This window comes from Streptomyces sp. PR69 (genome assembly GCF_026420845.1).
Classification (GTDB): domain Bacteria; phylum Actinomycetota; class Actinomycetes; order Streptomycetales; family Streptomycetaceae; genus Streptomyces.
In genome coordinates this window covers 1-16,330 of record NZ_JAOWCB010000059.1, presented here as the reverse complement: position 1 = coordinate 16,330, position 16,330 = coordinate 1, and the positions used below count along the sequence as shown (strand labels likewise).

Annotated in this window: 13 protein-coding genes and 2 pseudogenes; 6 read left to right on the top strand and 9 right to left on the bottom strand. The window is 72.1% G+C overall.

The genetic code is table 11. The features are described 5' to 3' along the window. From OF819_RS28480 to OF819_RS28465, 4 genes and pseudogenes are all read right to left on the bottom strand, one after another. A pseudogene (locus tag OF819_RS28480) lies at nt 1-683 on the bottom strand (non-ribosomal peptide synthetase); the annotation flags it as partial. Nucleotides 684-711: 28 nt separating this feature from the next. Then, a complete protein-coding gene (locus OF819_RS28475; RefSeq protein WP_267246534.1) occupies nt 712-1,992 on the bottom strand; it encodes an MFS transporter in 1,281 nt (426 codons plus the stop codon). Between the two features lie 372 nt (nt 1,993-2,364). Next, nucleotides 2,365-3,783 (bottom strand): aspartate ammonia-lyase, encoded by a 1,419-nt coding sequence (aspA, locus tag OF819_RS28470; protein WP_267246536.1) that lies wholly within the window; start codon nt 3,781-3,783, stop codon nt 2,365-2,367. Nucleotides 3,784-3,840: 57 nt separating this feature from the next. Further along, nucleotides 3,841-4,833: pseudogene (locus tag OF819_RS28465) on the bottom strand (asparaginase); the annotation flags it as partial. 136 nt (nt 4,834-4,969) lie between these two features. Here OF819_RS28465 and OF819_RS28460 point away from each other — a divergent pair. Then, the gene (locus tag OF819_RS28460; RefSeq protein ID WP_267246533.1) at nt 4,970-5,425 is read left to right on the top strand and encodes an Lrp/AsnC family transcriptional regulator; all 456 of its coding nucleotides are present in this window, start codon (nt 4,970-4,972) and stop codon (nt 5,423-5,425) included. Nucleotides 5,426-5,565: 140 nt separating this feature from the next. Further along, nucleotides 5,566-6,231, top strand: a complete 666-nt coding sequence (locus OF819_RS28455; protein WP_267246532.1) for a cutinase family protein — start codon at nt 5,566-5,568, stop codon at nt 6,229-6,231. Between the two features lie 108 nt (nt 6,232-6,339). Here OF819_RS28455 and OF819_RS28450 read toward each other — a convergent pair whose 3' ends face one another. Continuing rightward, nucleotides 6,340-7,392, bottom strand: a complete 1,053-nt coding sequence (locus OF819_RS28450; protein ID WP_267246531.1) for a BTAD domain-containing putative transcriptional regulator — start codon at nt 7,390-7,392, stop codon at nt 6,340-6,342. A 311-nt stretch (nt 7,393-7,703) separates the two neighbouring features. Between OF819_RS28450 and OF819_RS28445 the strand changes: the two genes are divergently transcribed. After that, complete coding sequence (locus tag OF819_RS28445) at nt 7,704-7,940, top strand: DUF6186 family protein (RefSeq protein WP_267246530.1); 237 nt, start codon at nt 7,704-7,706, stop codon at nt 7,938-7,940. Nucleotides 7,941-7,967: 27 nt separating this feature from the next. Next, nucleotides 7,968-8,435, top strand: a complete 468-nt coding sequence (locus tag OF819_RS28440; protein ID WP_267246529.1) for a DUF6256 family protein — start codon at nt 7,968-7,970, stop codon at nt 8,433-8,435. Nucleotides 8,436-8,468: 33 nt separating this feature from the next. On the opposite strand, the gene OF819_RS28435 is transcribed toward OF819_RS28440, so the two are convergent. The 4 genes from OF819_RS28435 to OF819_RS28420 are packed head-to-tail and all read right to left on the bottom strand — an operon-like array spanning nt 8,469 to nt 14,215. Continuing rightward, on the bottom strand, nt 8,469-9,668 hold the full coding sequence (locus OF819_RS28435) for a sugar ABC transporter permease (protein WP_416370645.1): 1,200 nt from the start codon (nt 9,666-9,668) through the stop codon (nt 8,469-8,471). Beyond that, nucleotides 9,665-10,444, bottom strand: coding sequence for an ATP-binding cassette domain-containing protein (locus OF819_RS28430; RefSeq protein ID WP_267246528.1), 780 nt, complete (start codon nt 10,442-10,444; stop codon nt 9,665-9,667). Before OF819_RS28430 ends, OF819_RS28435 begins: the two co-directional genes overlap by 4 nt. A 34-nt stretch (nt 10,445-10,478) precedes the next feature. Then, nucleotides 10,479-11,603 (bottom strand): sugar ABC transporter substrate-binding protein, encoded by a 1,125-nt coding sequence (locus OF819_RS28425; RefSeq protein WP_267246527.1) that lies wholly within the window; start codon nt 11,601-11,603, stop codon nt 10,479-10,481. Nucleotides 11,604-11,629: 26 nt separating this feature from the next. Continuing rightward, nucleotides 11,630-14,215, bottom strand: a complete 2,586-nt coding sequence (locus OF819_RS28420; protein ID WP_267246526.1) for a SpoIIE family protein phosphatase — start codon at nt 14,213-14,215, stop codon at nt 11,630-11,632. Between the two features lie 534 nt (nt 14,216-14,749). Here OF819_RS28420 and OF819_RS28415 point away from each other — a divergent pair. Both OF819_RS28415 and OF819_RS28410 read left to right on the top strand, forming a co-directional pair. Continuing rightward, a complete protein-coding gene (locus tag OF819_RS28415; RefSeq protein ID WP_267246525.1) occupies nt 14,750-14,872 on the top strand; it encodes a hypothetical protein in 123 nt (40 codons plus the stop codon). A gap of 112 nt (nt 14,873-14,984) precedes the next feature. Next, nucleotides 14,985-16,193 carry a PP2C family protein-serine/threonine phosphatase gene (locus OF819_RS28410; protein WP_267246524.1) on the top strand — a complete coding sequence of 403 codons (1,209 nt, stop codon included), beginning with the start codon at nt 14,985-14,987 and terminating at the stop codon, nt 16,191-16,193. Nucleotides 16,194-16,330 lie beyond the last annotated feature (137 nt).

Sequence of the window (16,330 nt, the reverse complement as noted above, 5' to 3'; positions counted from 1 at the left end):
CCGTCCGGACGCCGGGCGGAGGCAGCGGGCCGGATCGGGGCCAGGCGCTTCGCCCAGTAGGCGAGAGCTTCCTCGGACGAGGCCCGGGCTTCGGCGTCGAGCTGCAGATGCACGGCCTCGCGGTAGCCCTGGACCGCCTCGGCGGCGGCCCGCGGCTCGACGTCGTCCGGTCCGAGACGGTCGCGGTAGGCGGCGGACAGGCCGGCCAGGACCGCGCCGAGGGACTGCTCGTCGCATACGGCATGGTCCATGGCGACGGCCAGGATCTCCTCGGGCCCGTCGTCGGCCGCGTACAGCCGCAGCGGCGGTCCATCGGCGGACCAGGCGGTCAGAATGCGCAGCAGCGCGCCGGCCGCGCTCTCGCCCGGCTGCCGCGCCGCACGCCGCACCTCGGCGACCGGCTCGCCCATGCGCTGCACGGGTATGCCGCGCAGCGTCTCGGGACGGGCCCGCAGCGCGGGGTGGGCGGCGGCCAGCCAGTCCGCGGCCGCCCCCAGCCGCGCCAGGTCGAGCGTCCCGGAAGGGAACGCGAAGAACACCGGCACGACGTCCGGGCGTCCGGACGGCTCCATGCGGCGCGCGAGCAGAAAGCGCCGCTGGGCCCCGGTGACCGGCAAGAACGCCTCTTTGTCGACGTGTTGATAGCGGGTCAGATAGAGCGAGGTGATGTTGCTGGGCTGCACAGTGGCCTTTCGTGTCCCGTGCGGTGCTTCAGGAGTGCGTGTGAACCGTGTCGGAGGAGTGCGGTGCCGGCGGCAGATCGCGCATCCGGCGCAGCGGGGAGAGCAGCAGCGGCAGCGGCACCAGCAGATAGCCGGCCGCGCACGCCCACAGCGCGGCACGGGGCCCCGCGGCCTGGGCGACCGCCCCGCCCGCCAGCGCGCCCAGCGGCATGGTGCCCCACACCATGAAGCGCAGCGTGGCGTTCATCCGCCCCAGCAGCTCGTCGGGGCAGAGCATCTGACGGAAGCTGACCTGGGCGACGTTGTAGACCACGCCGCCGAAGAACACCGCCGCGGACGCGAGCGCGAACCAGATCGCCGCAAGGCCCGGACCCGACAGCGGCCACAGCACCGCGAACGGCCCGGTGACGAGAGTGGAGAGCCAGATCACCCGGGCCTGCCCCACCCGGCGGGCGAGCGCGCCCGCGCACACGGCCCCGGCCAGACCGCCCACGGCCTCGGCGGAGAGCATCAGCCCGAGCACACCGGGCGGCAGGCCGAGCACCCGGATCAGAAAGACCGTCTGGACGGCCAGGACCATCGCCGTGAAGAAGTTCGCCACGCCGGTGGACAGTGCGATCATCCGCAGGATCGGATGGCGCAGCACAAACGCCAGCCCCTCGCCGACCTGGGCGCGCAGCGAGGCCCCCGCGGCGGCCTCGGGCCGCGGCTCGGCCACCCGGATCCGTCTCAGGAACCACGCCGACACCAGATAGCTCAGCGCGTCCGCCACCACCGCGAGCGGCGCCCCGAGCAGCTGCACCAGCCCGCCGCCCAGCCCCGGGCCCGCCACATGCGCGGAGGAACGCACCGTCTCCAGCGCCCCGTTGCCCGCCACCAGCTGGTCCCGGCCCAGGATGCGCGGCAGGAAGCTCTGGTGGGCGACGTCGAAGAACACCGTCGCCACCCCGGTGACCAGCGCCACCGCATACAGCTGTGCCATCGTCAGCACCCCGGCTGCCGCGGCGAGCGGCACGCTGCCGATGGCCGCGGCCCGCACCAGATCGGCGCGGATCATCAGCGGCAACCGCCGCATCCGGTCCACCCACGCCCCGGCGGGCAGTCCGATCAGCAGAAACGCGGCGGTCTCCGCCGCGGTCAGCAACCCGACCTCAAAGGCGGACGCCTTGAGCTGGAGAACGGCCACGAGCGGCAGGGCGACCAGCGTCACCTGCGCCCCGACCTGGCTCGCGGCGGCCCCGGAGAGCAGCATCCGGAAGTCGCGGTGACGTAGGGGCCCCGCCTTCGCGGCCCGTTGAGACGAGTACACGCGCCGACATTTGACGATGAAGATGTTTCGGGTCAAAGAGTGAGAGAAGGTTCCGGACATTCTCTGCTTCATGACTCGGCGTCGCAGCGGGCGTCTGGGCGACCTGCCGGTGTCGCAGGGCTGAACCGCGCAGGTCGCGGGGCCCGCCCGGACGCCACCCGCCCGGCCCGCGGCCCCGTGTCGATCAAATGGGCGAAAAACTGATGTTGCGTTCTCTCGTGGGCCGGATCCGCCGGTGGCGGTCAGTGACAACGGCCCGGTGATCTGCTAGGCGCGCCGCGAGTGGCGCGTCGGCCGCGGCCGCTCATCCGTATGGGCGTCGTCGGCAGGCTCCGCCCCCAGCGGCCCCGGCGGGCTTGTGCGGGGAGCGGTTCAGGGGCGGGTGTGCGGTCGGGTGAGGTTGTCGGGGTGGAGGACGCGGAGCAGTTCGTCCTGCGTCAGCAGCCCCTTCTCCAGGACGAGTTCGCGCACTCCCCGGCCGGTGTCGAGGGCTTCCCGGGCGACGGCGGTGGCTTGCTCGTAGCCGATGTGCGGGTTGAGGGCGGTGGCGAGCCCGGTGGAGCCGTCGACCAGCCGGGCGAGGTGGTCGCGGTTGGCGGTGATGCCCTTCACGCAGCGCTGCGCGAGCGTGAGGCAGCCGGCCCGCAGATGGGTGAGGCTCTTGAGGAGGCTGTGGGCGATGACCGGTTCAAAGGCGTTGAGCTGGAGCTGACCTGCCTCGGCGGCCATGGTGACGGCCGTGTCGTTGCCGATGGTCTCGAAGGCGATCTGGTTGACGACTTCGGGTATGACCGGGTTGACCTTGCCGGGCATGATGCTCGAACCGGCCTGCACGGGCGGCAGGTTGATCTCTCCGAGCCCGGCGCGCGGTCCGCAGGACAGCAGGCGCAGATCGTTGCAGGTTTTGGAGAGTTTGACGGCGATCCGCTTCAGCACGCCGGAGAGCTGGACGAACGCCCCCGTGTCCTGGGTGGCTTCGACAAGGTCGTCCGCGACGGTCAGCGGCAGCCCCGTGATGTCCCGCAGATGCCGGCAGGCGAGAGCCGCGTAGCCGGGGTGGGCGTTGAGGCCGGTGCCGATGGCGGTGCCGCCGAGGTTGATCTCGCGGATCAGGGCACAGGCCTCGGCAAGCCTCGTACGGTCCTCCTTCAGCATGATCGCGTAGGAGGCGAACTCCTGGCCGAGGGTCATGGGGACGGCGTCCTGGAGCTGGGTGCGGCCCATCTTCAGTACGCCGGCGAACTCTTCGGCTTTCGCGGCGAAGGCGTCCTGCAGCACGTCCATGGCCTGCAGCAGCCGCTGAGCGGTGAGGTCCAGAGCTATTTTGACGGCGGTCGGGTAGACGTCGTTGGTGCTCTGGCCGAGATTGACGTCTTCGAGCGGGTGCAGACGCCCGTAGTCGCCCTTGTCGCAGCCGAGGAGTTCCAGGGCGCGGTTGGCCACCACCTCGTTGGCGTTCATGTTGGTGGAGGTGCCGGCGCCGCCTTGGATGACGTCCACGACGAAGGCGTCGTGCAGTTTTCCGCCGCGGATCTCCTCGCAGGCGGCCGTGATGGCCCCGGCCTTGCGGCCGTCGAGCAGCCCGAGGTCCCGGTTGGCGAGGGCGGCGGCCTGCTTGACGCAGGCGAGGGCGGTGACCAGCTCGGGGTACGCGGAGACGGGGATGCCGGTGATGGGGAAGTTCTCGGCGGCGCGCAGGGTGTGGATGCCGTAGTAGGCGTCCGCGGGGACGTCGCGGTCGCCGAGCAGGTCGTGCTCGCTGCGGAAGCCGGCGTCAGCCCGGGCAAGCACGGCGGCTTCGGAGACGGGGGAGGCTGAGGAGAGGGGGGAAGCGTTCTCGGCGTTCCCGGCGGCGGGGAGCCCCAGGGCGTGCCGCAGGACCCGCTCCCTTTCGCACGGCTCCGGGGTGGCGAGAAGGGCGGAGAGGACGGCGATCCGGGCCTGGCCGGCGCGGAGCGTCCCGGTGGGCACGGCCCCGGCGGCGACGAGGTCGACGCCGCCGCCGTGCGTGTAGATCTCCGTGACGGGCCCGGAGTGGACCCGCGTGGTCAGCGCGACCAGCACGCCTCGGGCGCGGGCGGCGGCGACGGCGTCGACGGTCTCGGGGGTGGCGTTGCCGGCGCCGGTCGCGACCAGCACGATGCCCTGCGCCCCGGCGTCGACGGCTGCGTTCAGCAGCAGGGGGTCGCCGTCGGCGTGGTGCATCACCATGTCGACGCGGGGCGGGCGGCTCTGCTCGTCGAGCGCGGCGGGCAGGGGCAGCGGCTCGGGCCGCTGTGGGCGCCGCAGGACGGAGATCTTCCCGAACCCGATGGCGCCGATCGGCGGCCCGGACGGGTCGGCGAAGGCGTCGGCGCCGAGGGTCTGCGTCTTGACGGCGCCCCGGGCGGCGTGCAGCGTGCCGTCGAAGGCGACGAGCACGCCGAGGCCGCGGGCACGAGCCGCGGTGAGCAGGGCGTCATGGAGATTGCGGGGCCCGTCGCCGTCCTCGGCGTCGAGCGGCAGCTGCGCGCCGGTGAACACGACCGGGCGCGGGTCGTCGTGGTGGAGGTCCACGAGGAACGCGGACTCCTCCAAGGTGTCGGTGCCATGCGTCACGACCACGCCGTCCACCCCGGGATCGCCGAGCGCCCTGTGGACGGCGCGCAGCAGCGTCAGCTGATGGGCCGTGGTGAGGCGCGGGCTGTTCACGCTGAACAGGTCGACGACCTCGACGGCGACCCCCTCGGGCACGGCGGCGGTCGCCATGACCTCCCGCCCGCCGGCTTCGGCGGCGAAGCCGGATCCCCGCCGGCGGCTGGCTATCGTGCCGCCGGTGCTGATGACGACGATCCGTCCCACGTGCCCACCTCTTCCCACGCACGCCAAGCGGCGCACGAACTACAGAACAACGGCACGCAAGGATAGAGAAATATCACCGCAATAGGATTGCCACTTCAACCCCGTGATCGCGCACTCAATGGCGAATAATTGCGCCATGGATGCAATCGACAGAGCAATCTTGCGTGAGCTGCAGAACGACGGACGGCTGAGCAACCAGGAGCTGGCTCAGCGGGTGGGCCTGACGCCCTCCCCGTGCATGCGCCGGGTCCGCCAGCTGGAGCAGGACGGGGTGATCCAGGGCTATCGCGCGGTGATCGACCCGGAGGCGGTGGACCGGGGCTTCGAGGTCCTGGTCTCGATCGAGGTGAGTCGCGACCGTGAGACGGTGGAGGCGTTCGAGGCGGCGCTCCAGGACATCCCGGATGTGATCGAGGCATACCGCCTGTTCGGCAGCCCCGGCTGCCTGCTGCGGATCGCGGTGGCGGACCTCCGCGCATACGAGCGCCTCTGGATCGAGAAGCTGACCGCCCTCACGGGCGTCACCGAGGTCAACTCCCAGATCATCATGAAGCGCGTCAAAGCCCCGCGCGGCCTCCCCGTAGACGGCTGATCCTCTTTACCCGGCCGGCCCGGGCCGGGTTTCATCGGGATGTCATCGCCCGCCGCTAGCGTCTCCCGGTGACCTTGGCCGACCGACCGCGTACCGCGTCGGAGGCAGACGCCTGGGCCAACTATCTTGGGGAGGACAGAATGCGAACAAGCAGGATCGTGGCCGCGTTAGCCAGTCTTCTGCTGACAGCCGGAATCTCGGTGGCACAGGGGACCGCGGCACAGGCGGCGGCAACAGCTCCATGCGAAGGCACCTACACGATCGTCGTCGGAGGCACGGGCAGCAAGTGGTACGACGACGGCTTCACCGGCAACATTCAGCAGCACGTCGGGTACCCCACCCAGATCCCCAACGGCGCGAGCGCCCGGGCAGGCGTCAATGAGCTGAACCGCCTGGTCCGCGACCAACGCGCCGCGTGCCCCAACCAGCACGTCAAGATGGGCGGGTACTCCCTCGGCGCCGCGGTGGTGCACATCTGGGTCTCCGAGAACTGGCGCACGTTCGGCAACGTCAACGCCATTCTCATCGCGGACCCCAAGCGCCAGGGCAACCCCGGCGCCGACGGCGGAGCCGTGCCGTTCGGCGGCGTCGTCGGCGCCCCGCTCGCCGGCGCCGACCGGAACTTCGGCAATGTGCCCGTCAAGACGATCTGCCACTGGGACTACGTCTGCGACGAGTCCGCCGGAATCTGGACCTACCCGGGCAACCACGTCAACAACTACCCCCACGACTTCAACATGGATCACCACAACGACAGCGCCAACGAGCAGTGGTACAACGGCGCCTGGCATCCCGCCTCCTGGTAACCACGGAAAGCGCGTCGTCCGGGGTACGGAACCACAACGTCCTTCCCGATGTGTCAATGGCCGCGGAACAACCGGCCATTGACACATCGGGCGATCTGTCCGCATTCCTCACCGCGCACAGCCGGCGTCGTCCCCGCACCGAATCGTCCGATGCGTACGCTGCAGCAGCCGACTCGGAGAAACCCCCAGGTCGTCGGCCAGACGGCGGCGGGCGCGGTCGAACACGGCCAGCGCGTCGGCCTGACGGCCGCTCTGATACAGCGCCCGCATCAGCATCGCGGCCACCGGCTCGTTCAGCGGGTGCGCCGTGTGCAAGGCAAACAGCTCGGAGATCGCTTCGGTGTGCCGGCCCAGCCGCAGCAGACACTCCGACTTCTGCTGCGCGATGGCGACCCTGCGCTCGGTGAGCCGCAGCCGCTCCAGCTCGGCGAGCGGCCCGGGCAGGCCTGCCAGAAGCTCCCCGCGAAACAGCCCCAGCGCCTGAGAACACAGGCGGACCGCCTCGGCCGGTTCACCCGCTCGATCGGCCGTCCCGGCGTCGGCGACGAGCTTCTCCACACGTGCCACGTCCACTTCGACCGCGCCGGAGACCAGCCGATAGCCACACCGGTCGTGCTCGATCACCGAGTCCGGACTCTCCCCGACGCGCAGGATCTTGCGCAATCGGTAGATGTACACCGGCACCACATTCGTGGCCGGCGCCTCCGTCCCCCACACCCCATCGAGCAGTTCCTGCCGGCTGACCGTCCGCCCCCCACTCAGCGCCAGCGCCGCCAGCACGGCCTGCCGGCGGAGATGCCCCAGATCCAGGGGCCGCCCGTCCTGCCACGCCTGCAGCGGACCGAGCACGGAGATCCGCACCGCCGATCCGGCCGCCCGGCCGCCTGCGGCCGGCGGCGCCGGGCTCACCGCCCGCGTACGGGGGCCGCAGCCGGGGACGACCAGACCGCAGTCGAAGGCGTGGACGATGGCGGCGGCCCGGTTGCGCAGCCCGAGTTTCACAAGAATCCGCGCGACGTGTCCGGCCACGGCATCCTCGGACATAGCCAGAACGCCGGCGATCTCATCGTCGCGCAGCCCGCAGCCGACCGCGTACAGCACCTTGCGCTCCTGCCGCCTGAGCAAGGCGGCAGTCGGCTTGCCCATGGTGGTCGTCGACATCGGCTGCTCCCCCGGGCTCCGGACTGGTCGATCTGGCGGACGCCGTCGACAACGTACGGGCGGGAGCGCCGGGCAAGGCATCCGGAACGATCCGGAGTGACACGTACGACGGCCTGAACGCCGCGATGCAGTAGCCGCGGCGGACCCTGGACGCCCGGCTGGGCGACCTCGCAGGCCGCCGACCGGACGCGGGGGGCGACACGCGGCCGGATCGGACGCCGCATGCCGCGCCACGCATCCATCGTGACGGACGATCAAATCGGCCGCCCCGAGCACGGCGGGGCGGCGGACGACGAGTGCGGGAGGTCGTGGTGGCGGAACATCCGGTGATCGGGTACCTGGTCTGGGCGATTCTGTTCGGGGCCCTGTTCGCCTGGGAGGGGCTCGCCCTCGTCCGGATCGGCGACGGCTTCCCCACGCTCAGCGACGCTCTGGGGGCGGTCATGCGCTATCCGGCGGGGCGCTGGGCCCTGTTCGCGCTCTGGCTGTGGTTCGGCTGGCACACCTTCGTCCGCGGCTGGCACTTCCTGCTCCGGGACCCGCAGTGACACTCCGCTGACGGCAGGGCCCGTGCGGTGCTCCCCACCACACTGAACGTCACCGTCATGCTGACCGGCTATCTGCTGGTCATGGGGGTGCTGGCACTCGGCCTGCGCATTCTGCGCCGCAGCCCGGCGCCGCCCGCTCCACGGCCCGAAGGCGGGGCCCGGCGGCGCGACGGCCGACTGGCCGCGCAGCTCGCACGCGCTGCTGTCGCGCGGCGCGGCCGGGCCGGGGTGATCCGCCAGGCGGCCGGCGCCGCCGTCGGCGGGTATGTGCTGCTCATGGCGGTGGTGGTGGGCTACTACTACGGGGTGGCGGGCCTGAGCGGGAGGTTCGTCATAAGCGCGGTCACCGGTTCGGCGAGTCTCATCGGGGTCGCCGCGCCGGTGTTCGCCGCCCTGTCATTGCTGTCCGAACGGCGGCGCGTACGGCCGAGCGCGCGGCCGAGCGTGCAGCGGCGCGGGCGGCGGCGCGTGCGGTGGCCTGGCCGACGGCGCTGACGCACCCGCGCGGCCCACGCCGACGCGACCCGCTCAGGCCCTGCCGTGCGCCTCCTGGGTCCGCCGCGACAGGGAGTCGATGACCACGGCGGCGAGCAGCACCCCGCCAGTGATCATGAACTGGACAGCGGCCTGAATGCCCAGCAGGGCCATGCCGGAGGCGATCGACTGGATGACCAGCATGCCGAGGAGCGCGGACCAGGTCCTGCCGTGGCCCCCGAACAGGCTGGTGCCCCCGATGACCGCCGCGGCGATGGCGTTCAACAGCAGCAGACCGGTGCCCGAGGTCTGGCTCGCCGAGGTGATGCGCGAGGCCAGGAACAGGCCGCCGACCACCGCCATCGACGCGGACACCATGAACACCGAGACCCGTACTCGCACGACGTTGACCCCGGCCCGCCGGGCCGCCTCGGCGCCCCCGCCGACGGCATAGACCCGCCGTCCATACGGTGTGCGGCGCAGCACGAAGTCCAGGCCCGCGACGAAGACGAGGAAGATCAGAAGGGCGAGCGGCAGGCCCCGGAACTGGTTGAGCACATGAGCGGCCGCGAACGCGATCACCGCCACCACGCCCGTGCGCAGCCCGATCTCGCCGAGGGGCCGGTACGGCAGCCCGGTGGCCTTGCGGTGCCGCCCGTCCTGGTACGACGCGAGGAAGAACGCGGCCGTGCCGAGCGCCGCCACACCGTACGCCACGGCGATGTCGCTGAAGTAGTGGCTGGTCAGCGTGGCGACCAGGCCCTCGTCGTCGAGGTTGACCGTGCCGCTGGTCCCCAGCACGTACAGCATCAGGCCGTTCCAGCCCAGCAGCCCCGCCAGGGTCACCACGAACGCGGGCACGCCGACCTTGGCGAAGAAGAACCCCTGCACCAGTCCGATCGCCGCGCCGCAGAGCACTGCCACGATGACGGCGAGCCACTCCGCCATGCCGTTCTGCACGTTCAGCACGGCGAACAAGGCCGCCCCGAAGCCGCTGACGGAGCCGACCGACAGGTCGATCTCACCGACCAGCAGCACAAAGACGATGCCGGCGGCGATCAGCCCGGTGCCGACGATGTCCACGCTCAGATTGGACAGATTGCGCGGCGAGAGGAAGTTGCTGTTGAGGCTCTGGAAGATCACCCAGATCATGACCAGCCCCAGGACGACCGGGACCGAGCCGAACTCGCCGCCGCCCATCCGGTCCCGGAAAGTCTCGGCGTAGTCCTTGAGGCCGGCGCGGCGCCCGCTCACCGCTCCTCCTCCCCGCGGGGCGAGGCACGGCGGGTCACGGCGTCCCCCGTGGCGCCGGTGATGGAGGCGATGATCTGCTCATGGGATGTGGTGTTCACATCGAAGAAGCCGTTGTTGCGGCCCAGGCGCAGCACCGCGGCCAGGTCGGCCACGGCCTTGACGTCGCCCATGTTGTGGCTGATGAGGAGCACGCCCAGGCCGTGATCGCGCAGCCGCTCCACCAGGTCGAGGACCTGGGCGGTCTGCTGGACGCCGAGGGAGGCGGTCGGCTCGTCCAGAAGAAGGACCTTGGGCTCGCCGAGGAGCGAGCGGGCGATGGCGACCGTCTGCCGCTGGCCGCCGGAGAGAGCGGCCACGGGGACACGCACGTCGGGGATGCGGATGGCCAGGGTGCGCAGCAGGTCACGGGTGCGGCGCTCCATCGCCACCTCGTCGAGGACACCGATCCGCCGGATCTCGCGGCCGAGGAAGAGGTTGCCGACGACATCGAGGTTGTCGCACAGGGCGAGGTCCTGGTAAACGGTCGCGATGCCCAGATCCGCGGCGTCGCGCGGGCGCTTGACGTGCACGGGCTCGCCCTGCCACTCGATGACGCCCCGGTCGGCCGGGCCGACTCCCGCGATCACCTTGACGAGGGTCGACTTGCCGGCGCCGTTGTCACCCAGCAGGGCGACCACCTCACCGGCGCGGATCGTCAGATCGACGTCCGCGAGGGCCTGGACGGCGCCGAAGTGCTTGGAGATGCCGCGCAGCGCCAGGAGGGGAGGGACTGCCACGGATACCCACCTCCTTCCGCCCCTTCCCGCCCGATTACGTCGTGAGTCCGGCCCTCTCGCAAGCCGAGGCGTACTTCGGGGTGCAGATCTGATCGATCGTGTACATACCATCCTTGACGACGGTGTCCACGATGTTGTCGACGGTCACGGCCGTTGGGGTGAGCAGGACGGCCGGGACGTCCTCGGCGGTCATGTTGTCGATCTCGTCCTCCGCGATGGCGTCGGCGGGCTCGCCGCGGCCCAGCGCCACGGCTATCGCGGCGGCGGCCTCGGCCTGCGGTTTGAAGGGCTTGTAGACGGTCATGGTCTGCTCGCCCTCGACAATCCGCTGCACGGCCGCGAGCTCGGCGTCCTGGCCGGTGACGGGGGGCAGCGGGCTGATGGAGTTGGCCTTGAGGGCCGAGATGATGCCGAACGCGAGGGCGTCGTTGGCCGAGTACACGCCGTCGATGTTGCCCGGCCCGAGGGAGGCGATGGCGCCGGCCATGTTGACGTGGGCGATGTCCGACCTCCAGCCGACGGTGTCGTACGACTTGCCGATCCTCACCTTCCCCTCCAGGACGGACCGCGCGCCCTCCTCGAACCACGCCGAGTTGGGGTCGGACGGGTCCCCGTTCATCATGACGATCTGCCCGCGGTCCGCCGTGTCGCCCATCGCCGCGAGCAGCCCCTCGCCCTGGAGCCTGCCGACCTCCGCGCCGTCGAACGAGACATACGCCGCTATCGGGCCCTCCGCGAGCCGGTCGTAGGCGACGACCGGCACATTCGCCGCGGCCGCGTTCCGGACCGAGTTCTGCAGCGCCTTCGGGTCGACGGCATCAAGGATCAGCACCTCCACCCCCTGGGTGATCATGGTTTCGATCTGCCGCTGCTGGGTGGCCACATTGCCCTGGGCATTGGCGTACTCCACGGTGCAGCCGGGGCAGAGCTCCTCGATCCGGTTCTCGATCAGAGGCCGGTCGAAGTTCTCCCAGCGGGCGGTGATGGAGTCGGGCAGGAGCAGGCCGACCTTCACGGACTCCCTCGCCCCGTCGCCCCGGTCGGGACCGGCGCCCGAATCCGCCGCCTGCCCGCAGGCAGCCAGTCCCGCGGCCAGCGTGAGCGCGGCCGCGCAGGCGGCCGCCTTGCCCGGACGGCTCTTCACACGAAGGTTCCGCATGTGAACCACTTCCTCACCCGGCCCGCCTAACCCGCCGCGGCTCCGGCTTCCGTAGGGTCTGGCTCCCCCGGAGGCACGACGATCTCGCTCCACACCTGCTTGCCTCCGCTGACCGGCACCGAGCCCCAGGCCGCCGACACCGCCTCGACGAGGAGGATGCCCCGGCCCCCGGTCGCCTCCCAGTCCACGATCACCGGCTTGGCGGGCGCCCGCGGCGACGAGTCCGCCACCGCGACCCGCAGCCGGTCCCCGGCAAGGGTCAGGTCCAAGCGCACCGCTCCGTGGGTGTGCAGCAGGGCGTTGGTGACCAACTCCGATACGACCAGCAGCACGACGTCGACATCCTGCGTCACCTTCCACGAGCGCAGCGTGCGCGCGGTGAAGCGGCGCGCGTGCATGACGGCGTCCGGCAGCCGCCACACCGTCCACCCGGCCCGGATCGGCCGGACCTTCATCCCGTCGTAGCGCAGAAGCAGCAGCGCCACGTCGTCGTCGCGCCGGCCGGGATCCCCGAGCAGTGCGTCGGCCACCCGGCCGGCGTCGGACGGGTCGGCGGCGGCGAGCGCTTCGCACACCCGGCGGGTGCCCTCCTCCAGCGGGAGGCTCGCGGACTCGACCAGCCCGTCGGTCATCAGGGCGACGACCGTGCCCGGGGCGAGCCCGACCGAGGTGATGGGGAACTCGGCCTCGCCGAGCACCCCCAGCGGCGGCCCGCCCTCGGCCGCCACCTCCTCGGCGGTGCCGTCCGGATGGCGCAGCAGCGGCTGCGGATGCCCGGCCCGCACGATCCAGGCGTCGCCCTCCTCCATGTCCAGTTCGACATAGCAGCAGGTGGCGAACAGGTCGGTCTCCATGCCGACGAGCAGGCGGTTGGCGTGCGAGACGACCACATCGGGCGGGTGGCCCTCCACCGCGTAGGCCCGGATCGCCGTGCGCATCTGACCCATGATCGTCGCGGCTCCGGCGCTGTGCCCCTGCACGTCCCCGATGACCAGGGCCACCCGGCCGTCGGCCAGGGGGATGACGTCGTACCAGTCTCCGCCCACTTCGAGCCCCGTCATCGCGGGCAGATAGCGGGCCACGGCCACCCCGCCGGGGAGCTCCGGCAGCCTGCGCGGCAGCAGGCTGCGCTGCAGCATCGTGGCCAGCTCGTGCCTGGCGTCGTAGGCGTGCGCGCGCATCAGCGCCTGGCCCACCAGGCCAGCCGTCGCGGTCAGCAAGGACCGCTCCTCAGGGCTGAACGCGTGCTCCCGGTCCCAGCCGACCACACACACGCCGACCACCCGCCCCTGGGCGGGCAGCGGCAGGACGGCCAGACCGCCGGGCCCGACGCCCGCGAGCCCGGGTTCAAGCTCGGCGCCCGCGGCCCACAGGCCCGTACGACCCTCACGCAGCGCGGTCTCCAGCGTGGGCAGGGCACGGGTCGGGGCGTCCGGCCACTCGCCGCGCCATTCGGACCGCCAGGCCTCCGGCCAGGCCCGGGGGTCCGCCGGGTCGAGGATGGCGACCACCAGCCGATCGGCCTCGACTTCCGCGAGCGCCATCCGGTCGGCGCCCAGCGGCTCGCGCAGCGCGGCGACCGCAGCCCGGCTGACGTCCCGGACGGTCATCGCGTCGGCGAGCGTGGCGGACAGCCACTGCACCCGGGAGACCTCGTCGGCCCGGGGCCGCAGGTGCGAGGCGTCGGCGACCACGCCGAGCACTCGCTCCGGCCTTCCGGCGGCGTCGGCCAGCACCCGGCAGCGCAGCCGCAGCCAGCGCAGCTCACCGGTCGGCCGACGGATGCGGAACTCCAGCTCGCGGCTGCCGGAGGCCATCTGACCGGGCTCGACGACGGACATCAGGGCGGGCAGATCGTCCGGGACGGTGTGCGCGAGCAGAGTCGCCACCAGGCCGTCGAACGCGTCCGGGGCGATGTCGACCAGTTCGAGCATCCGCTCGTCAGCGTCGATCCGGCCGATGCTCAGGGTCAGGGTGAACGAGCCGATGCCGAGGTGGTCCAGGGCCGGCTGCGGCCCGGGCGCCTGCGTGGGGACGGCGGCTTCTTCCGGCCGGCCGCCCAGCCGGCCCTCCGGGTGGTCACCGGGTCGCCCGCCCGGCCCGCCGCCCGCTTGGAGCCGCGCGGCGACCTGATCGGCGTACAGCTCCAGGAAGCCGCGCCGCTCGTCGCCGAATCCGCCGGCGGCGTCGTCCACGACGACCAGGCAGCCCAGGGGCCTGCCGACCGCTTTCAGCGGCAGCACACCCAGCGAGACGCCGGGCGGCGGGGCCTCGGGGCCGCTGTCCCGATAGGCGGCGAGCTCCGCGGAGCCCAGCCACAGCGGCCGGCCCTGCTGGAAGGCCTCGGCGACGGGAGAGCGTCCCGACAGGGCGTACCCGGGCGGCAGCCCGTACCGGGAGACGGAGCCGCCGGCGGTCTCGGCCAGCCGCAGCTCGTCCCCCTCGCCCACGAGATAGACAGCCGCCAGCGCCGCCCCGGCGAAGGCCGGAACCTGCCCGGTCACGGCCCGCTCGGCCGCCCGCGGCCGGGCAGCTCCGGCGTCGCCCGGCCCGGCCACTGGGTCCGACCGGGGCCTGGGGACGCCGACCCCGGCGCCGTCATCGCTCGACATCTCGTCATCCCACCTCCAGTCCGTGCCGCGCGTCATGGCAGACAGGAGCATGGAAGGCGCTCACACCTCTCAGAATGTCACAGCCGAGGGCACCCGCCAGGACTCGTGACCTGCCCCACCCCTCCGCAACAGCGACGGCTGCGCCGCGTGCGGACGGGTCCTGTGCGACCAGCCCCATCGAGGCGGGGCCACTGACGAGGACACGTTCCAGAAGGTCGACGGCAAGACGGCAAGACGGCATGGCGGCGGGGTCGCGCGGGCGGAGCAGGCGGGACCGAGCAGCCGTGTGCCGTGGCCGGCCGCCCCGCGAATGTCTTGAACGCGGCCCGCGCACAGGAGACCCGGCGGGGACTCCAGCCCCGGGGCCTCTCGTCCGCCGCGTACGGCCCGTACGCGGCGGCCAGCCCGCAGGACGACCCGCCCTCGGAGTCGCCCAGTCGGCACTCCTCAGCAGATGCCGTGCCGCCCGTGCATTCCGCATTCCCCCGCGCGTGACATGCGCGTGCAGCAGGCCGGGCCACCGGAGCGCACACCATGGGCCAGCGCGGGGACGGCGTACCGTCCTCGGCCGCGGACAGCGGCGGCCGCCGTGGTCACGGGCCGGCCGAGCGCGGCGTCGCAGCCGTGCCGGCGGGCCGCTTCGGCGGCGATCTGTGAGATGCCCGGCCCTCCCCGGCCGCCCGGATCTCGACGCACGGCGACAGGACTGCCTGGCCGGGCAGGAGCTGTGCCGGTGGAATCCCCGATGTCAGCGAGGCACGCTTTACGCATGCGGTCGCTCTCCCGCCCCGCTCACCCACCGGGAGCGGGCGGACACAGCCCGGTCCTGATCAGGCTCGCGCAGATCGTGCCCTTCGCGATCATCTTGGTCGGGCTCATCATCGAGCTCACACCCGCGCACTTTCTGTATACCGGGCCACTGCTCACGGCGATGCCGGCACTCGCCTCGCTGACGATGGGCCGCAACGGCATCCTCTCGGCGGCGGCCGGGGCGCTGTCCGTCACCGCGATCAGCGCCACCCTGCACAGCTCCTGGGGCCAGGGACAGGCGGCCAGCAACATTCTGGGCCTGATCGTGGTGACCTCTGCGAGTGTCATCACGAGCAACGCCGTGCACGGCCGCCGGCAGAGCGAGCTGAACCAGGTCCGCCGGATCGCCGTGGCGGCACAGGAGGTCATCCTGCGGCCCGTGCCGGGACGGCTGGACTCGGTGCGTGCGGCCAGCATGTACCTCGCGGCTGAGGCCGGCGCGCAGATCGGCGGCGACCTGTACGAGGCCGTGCCGACCCGCTACGGGGTCCGGATGATCGTCGGGGACGTCCGGGGCAAGGGGCTGCCCGCCGTGCGAGCTGCCGCAGTGGTGCTGGGCGCGTTCCGGGAGGCCGTGCACTACGAGGACGAACTGGTGGAGGTCATGAACCACTGCGCGGCGGCACTGCGGAGGGAAGGCATCGTGGCGGACTGCCCAGAAGCGGATGGTGCACGCGAGGACCCGGGGGACGGCCTCGTCGAGAGCGAGGCGGAAAGCTTTGTCACCGCGCTGCTGGCCCAAGTGCCGGACAGCCATGTGGTCCTCGTGGTCAACCGCGGCCACCCGCCCCCGCTGCGGCTGCACCACGGCACGGCCGAGGAACTGGCACCCGCCAGCCCGTTGCCGCCCCTCGGCCTTGACGCCTTCATCACCGGCCCGCCGGCCAAGGCCGACAGCTATGTGTTCGAACCCGGTGACCGTCTGCTGCTGCACACGGACGGCGTGGTCGAGGCCCGCGACGCCGAGGGCAGGTTCTTCCCGCTGCCCGAGGCCGCGGAATCAGCGCCGGCGGGCTGCACTCCGCCGGAGTTCCTCGAAGCGCTGCACCGGGAGCTGATACGCCACACCGACGGCCGCCTTGCGGACGACGTCGCCATGCTCGTCGTCGACCGGCTGGGCGAAGCAGCCGACGCGCCGCCGCGAGAGGAGGGCGCCGGGCGTCCCTGAGCCAGCATCAGCACACTGGTGCTCCCCGCGGCCGGCATCGGCGTGCTCGGGACTTCCGCCAACTGAGCGACGCACCCGACGCCAAGACGCCCGCCCTGCGGGACGTGCAGCCGAGGCCGCCGACGGACCAGCGGACG

Excerpts from the sequence above, each read along its gene's own strand:
- OF819_RS28420 (WP_267246526.1), bottom strand. The coding sequence starts at position 14,215 with ATGTCGAGCGATGACGGCGCCGGGGTCGGCGTCCCCAGGCCCCGGTCG.
- OF819_RS28410 (WP_267246524.1), top strand. The coding sequence starts at position 14,985 with ATGCGGTCGCTCTCCCGCCCCGCTCACCCACCGGGAGCGGGCGGACAC.
- OF819_RS28455 (WP_267246532.1), top strand. The coding sequence starts at position 5,566 with ATGCGAACAAGCAGGATCGTGGCCGCGTTAGCCAGTCTTCTGCTGACA.
- OF819_RS28425 (WP_267246527.1), bottom strand. The coding sequence starts at position 11,603 with ATGCGGAACCTTCGTGTGAAGAGCCGTCCGGGCAAGGCGGCCGCCTGC.
- OF819_RS28450 (WP_267246531.1), bottom strand. The coding sequence starts at position 7,392 with ATGTCGACGACCACCATGGGCAAGCCGACTGCCGCCTTGCTCAGGCGG.
- OF819_RS28415 (WP_267246525.1), top strand. The coding sequence starts at position 14,750 with ATGGGCCAGCGCGGGGACGGCGTACCGTCCTCGGCCGCGGACAGCGGC.
- OF819_RS28460 (WP_267246533.1), top strand. The coding sequence starts at position 4,970 with ATGGATGCAATCGACAGAGCAATCTTGCGTGAGCTGCAGAACGACGGA.